Genomic DNA, 6606 nt, shown 5'->3' on the forward strand with positions numbered 1-6606 from the left:
CGCTGAGGGGTGCGTTTCCTATTCCGATTAGCCTAAACTGTGCCCGGGCTCTTTGTGGCCGGGGCTTCGGGTGGCCCCCACGCACCGGCCTCACAGAGGCCGGCTACAGTTAGCAATCAACCGGACCCGGTGTCAGTACGAGACGCCGAGCCCGACGAACGGGCCGTGCAGGAGCAGGTTGCCGCTCGTGTCGAGGCCCGACCCGGTGCCGGGCGCGGGGAGCTTCGTGGCCGGGACCGGCAGCGTGAAGTCGCGCGGGACGTAGGAGCCGGGGACGAACACGAACGAGTCGCGAATGGCCGTTCCGGTCTGCGCGAGTTGCGTCGGCGCGAGGGCCAGCCCCTGCACGAACAGCACCTGATACCCGGCCCGCACGGTGACCCGCGACGTGACCCGCACAGTCGTGGTGATGCCGCCCTCGTACAGCCCGGCGACGTCGGTGCGGCCGCGGCCGGCCGCCAGCACGGACGTGCCCGACCCGCCGGTGACGAGGCCCGCGCCGTTCGTCGTGAACTGGTTCGCACTGTTCGCGAAGATGCCGACCTTCCCGTTCACGCCGAACCCGACGCGGTCGTTCAGGAACGCCCGCCCGACCTCGGCCCCGATCTGCGCACCGAACAGGTTGTTGTCGGCCGTCACGCGGGTCTGCTCCCGGATCGTCTGCGACGCCGGCGGCGCGCCCTCCGGGACGTTCGGGAACGTCTGGAACCCGGTGAGGCTGAACTGCTCGGACAGGTTGAAGTACCGGAACCCGCCGAGCGCCGAGCCGGTCCAGTTGCCCACATCGAACGCCCGCCAAGCGTTCACCTCGGCGCTGTGGATCTCGGAGGCGTACCGGGCCGTCATGCTCGTGTCGAAGCTCTTGTTCTCGTAGATGATCGAGCTGCCCATGAACGGCGAGTTCACAAACGGCGGGTCGCGGCCGAGGATGCTCGCGGACCGGGCCCAATGCTGGAGGCCGAAGTACCCGAGTTCGACGCTCGTGCGGTCGGCGACGCGGAACCCGACCGTGGCGCGCAGGCCCGGTTGCGCCGCGGTGTCCGAGACGCTGCCGAGGGTGATGACCGGCGCGCCGGGGATCGGCACCGCCCGGAACATGGTCGAGGCGTTCGCGTTCACCGTCTGTGCGAGGAGCGCGTCCGTCGGGTAGTCGCGGGCGAGCCACAGCACATCGACCCCCGCGTACCACCGGGCCGCGGGCGGAGCGGTCGCGATCTCACAAGTGGGCGGTACTATCGGCGGGGGCGGGGGCGCGACTTCCTGCGCCCGTGCCGCGACTGCGTGCCCGGCGAACACGAGCGGAATCAGGAGCCACGTCCGTCGTGTGAGCATGGGCGGCCTCGGCAACGGGGAGCGGTTGCACGACGGGTATCGGGTCGCGGTGCCTGACGAATCAAGGGATTCTGGCGCGAATGGGCCCGCGAGGGGACTATCGAGAGGGCCGAAATGGGAGCGGGGCGGCCATATGGCCGCCCCGCTCGGATCTGGTCGCGTCGCGGCTTACTTCTTCGCTTCGGCGATCGTCCACAGGTAGATCGTGTGCCTGCGGTCGGCCTCGACCTCTTCCTTCTTGTCGGCCTTCCAGTCGCCCATGTCGAAGTCGTGCGACACGATCCGCGCGCCCGGCTTCAGCCCCTTCTGGAGCACCGGCATCAGCTTCAGGTTCACCGCCGGCAGCAGGTACAGGGTCACCACGTCCACGTCCTTGAAGTCCTCGGGGGTCATCTTCAGCACGTCGCCCTGCTTGAACGTGAGCTTCTTGGTGTCCTCTTCGCTCAGCTTCAACTCCGCGACGCGCTTCTCGCAGTCCTTGAGCCGCTCGGGGTTGAAGTCGATGCCGAGGCCGCGCTTGGCCTTGAAGTCCTTGACCGCGGCGATCGTGATGCGGCCGTCGCCGCACCCGAGGTCGTACACGGTCTCGCCCTCCTTGACGGCCGCCAGCTTCAGCATCGCGGCCACGACCTTCTCGTGCGTCGGGACGTAGGGCACGACGATGTCGGGCCGCTCGTCCTTCTTCTTGTCCTCGGCGGTGGCGGCCGGTCGGCCCGCCAGACCGAGCGCGGCGAAGGCGAGGGCGACGGCGAACAACGAGAACTTGCGCATAGTGAGACACTCCCTGGTGACGGAATGGGCAGGGAGGATTATGCCCCGGTGCGCGCGATTAGTCCAGCAGTAAGGCGGGCGTGCCGGCGCGGTCAGCGGCCCAGGCGGAACCCGAGGAGCGCCAGGACCGAGCCGAGGACCAGGCCGATGTGGTCGGCGCGGAACGGCTCGACCGCCTGGAGCCCGAACTGGTGCCCGACGGCGGCGACGGCCGCGCCGAGGAGCGCGAACACGGCCATCACGTTGCCGCGGTAGAACAGCGACGCGACGAGCAGGAGCCCGGCCACGCCCGTGTTCCACCCGTCGACCCACTCGGTCGCGGGCGCCGGGACGCCGGGCAGGGCGAGGGGCTGCGTCGGCCGGCGGAGCACCTCGGCGGCGGTGTCCTGGAGCGCACCGAGGTCGCGGGTCTCCACGGCCTGCTGCTGGACCGCGGCCCCCGGGAGCAGGCCGTTCTGGTGGACCCACGTTGCGCACCCGGCGAGCAGCACGAGGGCCAGCGCGGCGCGGACGTGCGTGCCGACGAACAGGTTGACGAGCGGGCCGAACACCTCGCGGCGGGCCGGGGGCGGCTCGAACGCCTGGGGCTGCTGGGCCACGACCGCCTGGCGGACGTTCACCGGGGCGACCGGGGTGGCGGCGGTCGCGGCCATCGCGCGGTACGCCTCGGCCTCGCGGACGTGCCCGGCGGCCTGGACCATCGCCTCGGCCGCGGCCTTCGCCTGGTTGTCGGCGGCCCTGGGGTCGACGCCCGCGGCGAGCAGGTTGGCCCGCTCGACGGCGAGCAGGAGTTGTTGCTCGCGGGCCGCCCTGCGGGCCGTCTCGACGCGGTCCATGAGCGCCACGAGCGGCTCCCGCCACGCGGCGTGCTTCTCGCGGACCCCGGCCGCGCCGCCCCGGAGCAGCACGGCCCGGGTCTGGAGCTTCACCTCGTACCCGAACAGCTCCTCGAAGAACTCTTCCCAGTCGCGGCCGGCGTACTTGGCCACGAACTGCGCGATCTCCTCCTCGTCGAGCCCCTGCATGCGGAGCCGCCGCATGAGCCGCTCGCTCCCCTCGATCTGGGGCCGGCGCTGCCGCTCGACGCGGCGGTCCAGACCGTACCGCAGCGCGAACGCGAGCGCCGCCCCGACCGCGCCGAACCCGGCCCAGATCCAGAACTGGCCGAGCATCGCCAGCATGAGGGCGAACAGGCCGAGCCCCGCGACCCCGACGCCCCAGTCGCCCCACGACAGGCCCATCAGGAACTGCCGGGTGCGGGTGAACAGGAACCCGCGGCGGGCCACGCCGTCGATCACGAAGTACGCGAGGGCCGCCTGGGCCACGAGGCCGAACAGCCCGAGCGCCCACGCCGCGCGGCCGAAGAACGTGAGGAGCAGCGCGGCGATCGCCACCGCCGCCACGGACCCCTTCAGCACCCGGCCGCGGAGCACGGCCGCCGGGGCCGCGTTGAACTGGCCGACGAACTTCTCCATCATGGTGATCTGCTCCTCGCGGGGCGAGAAGCTGCCGGTGTGCGTCTCCCCGAGCCACATCTCGAGGGTGCGGATCACCTCGTCCATCGTCTGGAACCGGTCCCCGGCGTCCTTCGCCATCATCCGCTGGATGACGGCCGACACCTCGCGCGGCACCCGGGCGACGATCTGCTCGGGCGGCACGAGCGGGTCGTAGGCGTGCTTCGACATCAGCTCCATCGCCGTCGTGCCGTCGAACGGGGGCCGCCCGGTGACGAGGACGTAGAGGGTGCAGCCCAGCGAGTAGATGTCGGCCCGGTGGTCCACGGCGGCCGCGTCGCGGCACTGCTCGGGGCTCATGTACGCGGGGGTGCCCAGCGCGATCCGCGCCCCGGTCATCTCCAGCGGGGCCGCCGGGCCGCCGGGGCCGCCCCCGTCGAGCCGGTCGTCGTCGCGCTCGGTCGCGGGGGTCTTCACGAGCCCGAGGTCGGCGACCTTCACCAGCCCCTGCTCGCCGAGGAGCAGGTTGTCGGGCTTCACGTCGCGGTGGATCATCCCGCGGTCGTGCGCGTGCTTGAGCCCGCGGGCCGCCTGGAGGACGTACTTGACGGCCGTCTCCGAGTCGAGCTTCCCCTGCGTCTTCACCACGTCGGCGAGCGACCGCCCGCGGACGTACTCCATGCTGAAGAACCGCGTCCCGTTGGCCTCGCCGATGTCGTGGATCTGGACGATGTTCGGGTGCGACAGTTGGGCCGAGGCGTAGGCCTCGCGGGTGAACCGCGCCACGAACACCGGGTCCGACGCCCACTTGTTGCTCATCACCTTCAGCGCGACGTGCCGGTTCAGGGAGAGCTGGCGGGCGAGGTACACCGAGCCCATCCCGCCGCGGCCGAGTTCCCGCTCCAGTTCGTACCCGCGGACCACCGTTTTCGGCTTCAGCGTGATGTCGCGGCCGGGGGCCGGGCGGGGGGTCGCGTCGGGCCGGGTGGACTTGGGCGGGGCCGCCTGCGGCGGCGCGGCGGAAGGGGAGGGGGGCGCGACGGCGGCCATCGGGGCCGCGCCGGTCTGGGGCACCGCCCGCGGGGCCGGAACCTGTTGCGCCCCGGACGGGCGGCGCGGGAGTTCGAGGTTCGGGAGCGACCCGGGGATCTGCGTGTCTTCGAGGCCGGCCGCCTGGTGCGCCGGGATCTTCCCGCCCGACGGCTCGCCGGTGTCGACGCCGAGGAGCAGCCCGCTCCGCGGCGGGACGAAGATCGTGTCGTCGAGGATCGCCCGGGCTTCTGGCACCCCGTCCGGGTCCTCGGGGACGATGAGCAGGAACGGCTTCTCGCACCCCGGGCACTTGGGGCGGAACCGGCCCGTCTTCGCCGTCTTCAGGCTCAGGCGGTGGCTACAGTGCGGACACACGATCACCACAACGGCACCCTCAGTCCTGGGATCGCCGGGCGGAAGCGGATTGCGAGCGGGAAGACGGTGCGAGGGACCATCTCACTTCCAATGGTACATCATGTTTCGCCCGTAGCGAGCACGTTTCGGAGATAAGGATCCCGATCCGGCGCGAATCTTCATCACGCGGCCGTAGCGGGACACGTCTGATACCAACCCGTGTTGAAGAGTAACTCTTGGTAATGACCTCCCCCCCTGGTGGGGGAGGTCGCTCCGAGTCTTCGAGGAGCGGGTGGGGGGGAAGGCTCAATACCTCGTGTCGCGTTCCCCCCACCCGGCTCGCAGAGCCTCGCCACCCTCCCCCACAAGGGGGGAGGGCAAGAGTCCCCCACGGCCACCGATCACCCGGATCCGGGTTCACACCGGCCGCTGGTTCATCCCGAGCCGCTCGCGCACGAGCCGCACCGTCACCTGGGCCACGGCCCGCGCCCGCTGCGCCCCGGCCGTGAGCGCCTCTTCGACGAGCCCGGGGTTGCGTTCGAGCAACTTGCGGCGCTCGCGGGCCGGGGCGAAGTAGGTGTCGATCTTCGCGAGGAGCGCCTTCTTCGCGGCGCCGTATCCGAACCCGCCGGCCCGGTACTTCGCGGCCAGTTCCTCCTGCTCGGGGGGCGAGGCGAACAGCTTGTACAGCGCGAACACGTTGCAGGTGTCCGGGTCGAGCGGCGCTTCGAGCGGCGTCTTGTCAGTAACGATGCCCATGACGGCCCGTTCCAGCGCTTTCCCTTCCGCGAAGATGTCGATGGTGTTGCCGTAGCTCTTGCCCATTTTCCGGCCGTCGGTCCCGGGAACAACCGCCGCTTCGTTGAGCACCGCAACGGGCATCGGGAACACCTCGCCGAAGGCGTGATTGAACGACCCGGCGATGTCGCGGGTCATTTCGAGGTGCTGCTCCTGGTCGCGGCCGACGGGGACGAGGTGCGAGCGGTAGATGAGGATGTCCGCGGCCATCAAGATCGGGTACGTGAACAGGCCGACGCTCGGCGTGATTCCATTGGCGACCTTGTCCTTGTACGAGTGCGCCCGTTCGAGCAGGCCCATGCCCGACACGGTCGAGAGCACCCACGCGAGTTCACACACCTCGGGCACGTCGGACTGGCGGAAGAACGCGACCTTTGCCGGGTCGAGGCCGAGGGCGAGGTAGTCGACGGCGACGTCGCGGACGTTGTCGGCGAGGATCTGGCGGGCCGGCCGCGGCGCGAGTTGCTTGTTCTTGGCGGCCGCCGCGAGTTCCTTCTCCTCGGCTTCCTTGAGTGTCGTCATCGCGTGGTAGTCGGCGATGAAGAAGAAGCAGTCGCCCTTGTCCTGCCGCTCGATGTGCTGCTTGATCGCGCCGAAGTAGTTGCCGATGTGCAGCTTCCCGGACGACTGCACGCCGCTCAGGATGCGGGGAAGGGGCTCGCGGGTCACGGTCACTCCTCGAATCGATCGGCCGGTAGGTGGGCGTCGCCAGAGTCCCCAAGAAGACCCAGGGTTGGCACCCGCGGTCCCAGGGTTGGCACCCGCGGTCCCAGGGTTTGCACCCTGGGCTACGGACTGTCGTCCCTCCGGGACTCAAAGCACTGAGCCCCCGAAGGGGGCGGCAGTCCGTAGCCCAGGGTGCAAA

General features: G+C 70.5%; 4 protein-coding genes. All 4 read right to left on the reverse strand.

Translation table 11 applies throughout. From position 1 onward, the window contains the following. Positions 1–132: 132 nt before the first annotated feature. The 4 genes from ACTIGN_RS12900 to trpS all read right to left on the reverse strand — a co-directional run bounded on the left by ACTIGN_RS12900 (position 133) and on the right by trpS (position 6410). Positions 133–1332 (reverse strand): BBP7 family outer membrane beta-barrel protein, encoded by a 1200-nt coding sequence (locus ACTIGN_RS12900; protein WP_439624399.1) that lies wholly within the window; start codon positions 1330–1332, stop codon positions 133–135. 168 nt (positions 1333–1500) lie between these two features. After that, positions 1501–2103, reverse strand: a complete 603-nt coding sequence (locus ACTIGN_RS12905; RefSeq protein ID WP_439624401.1) for a class I SAM-dependent methyltransferase — start codon at positions 2101–2103, stop codon at positions 1501–1503. 92 nt (positions 2104–2195) lie between these two features. Beyond that, the gene (locus tag ACTIGN_RS12910) at positions 2196–4970 is read right to left on the reverse strand and encodes a serine/threonine-protein kinase (RefSeq protein WP_439624403.1); all 2775 of its coding nucleotides are present in this window, start codon (positions 4968–4970) and stop codon (positions 2196–2198) included. 390 nt (positions 4971–5360) lie between these two features. Beyond that, positions 5361–6410 carry a tryptophan--tRNA ligase gene (trpS, locus tag ACTIGN_RS12915; protein ID WP_439624405.1) on the reverse strand — a complete coding sequence of 350 codons (1050 nt, stop codon included), beginning with the start codon at positions 6408–6410 and terminating at the stop codon, positions 5361–5363. Between the last annotated feature and the right edge of the window lie 196 nt (positions 6411–6606).

The organism is Gemmata sp., assembly GCF_051859125.1.
Taxonomy (GTDB): domain Bacteria; phylum Planctomycetota; class Planctomycetia; order Gemmatales; family Gemmataceae; genus Gemmata.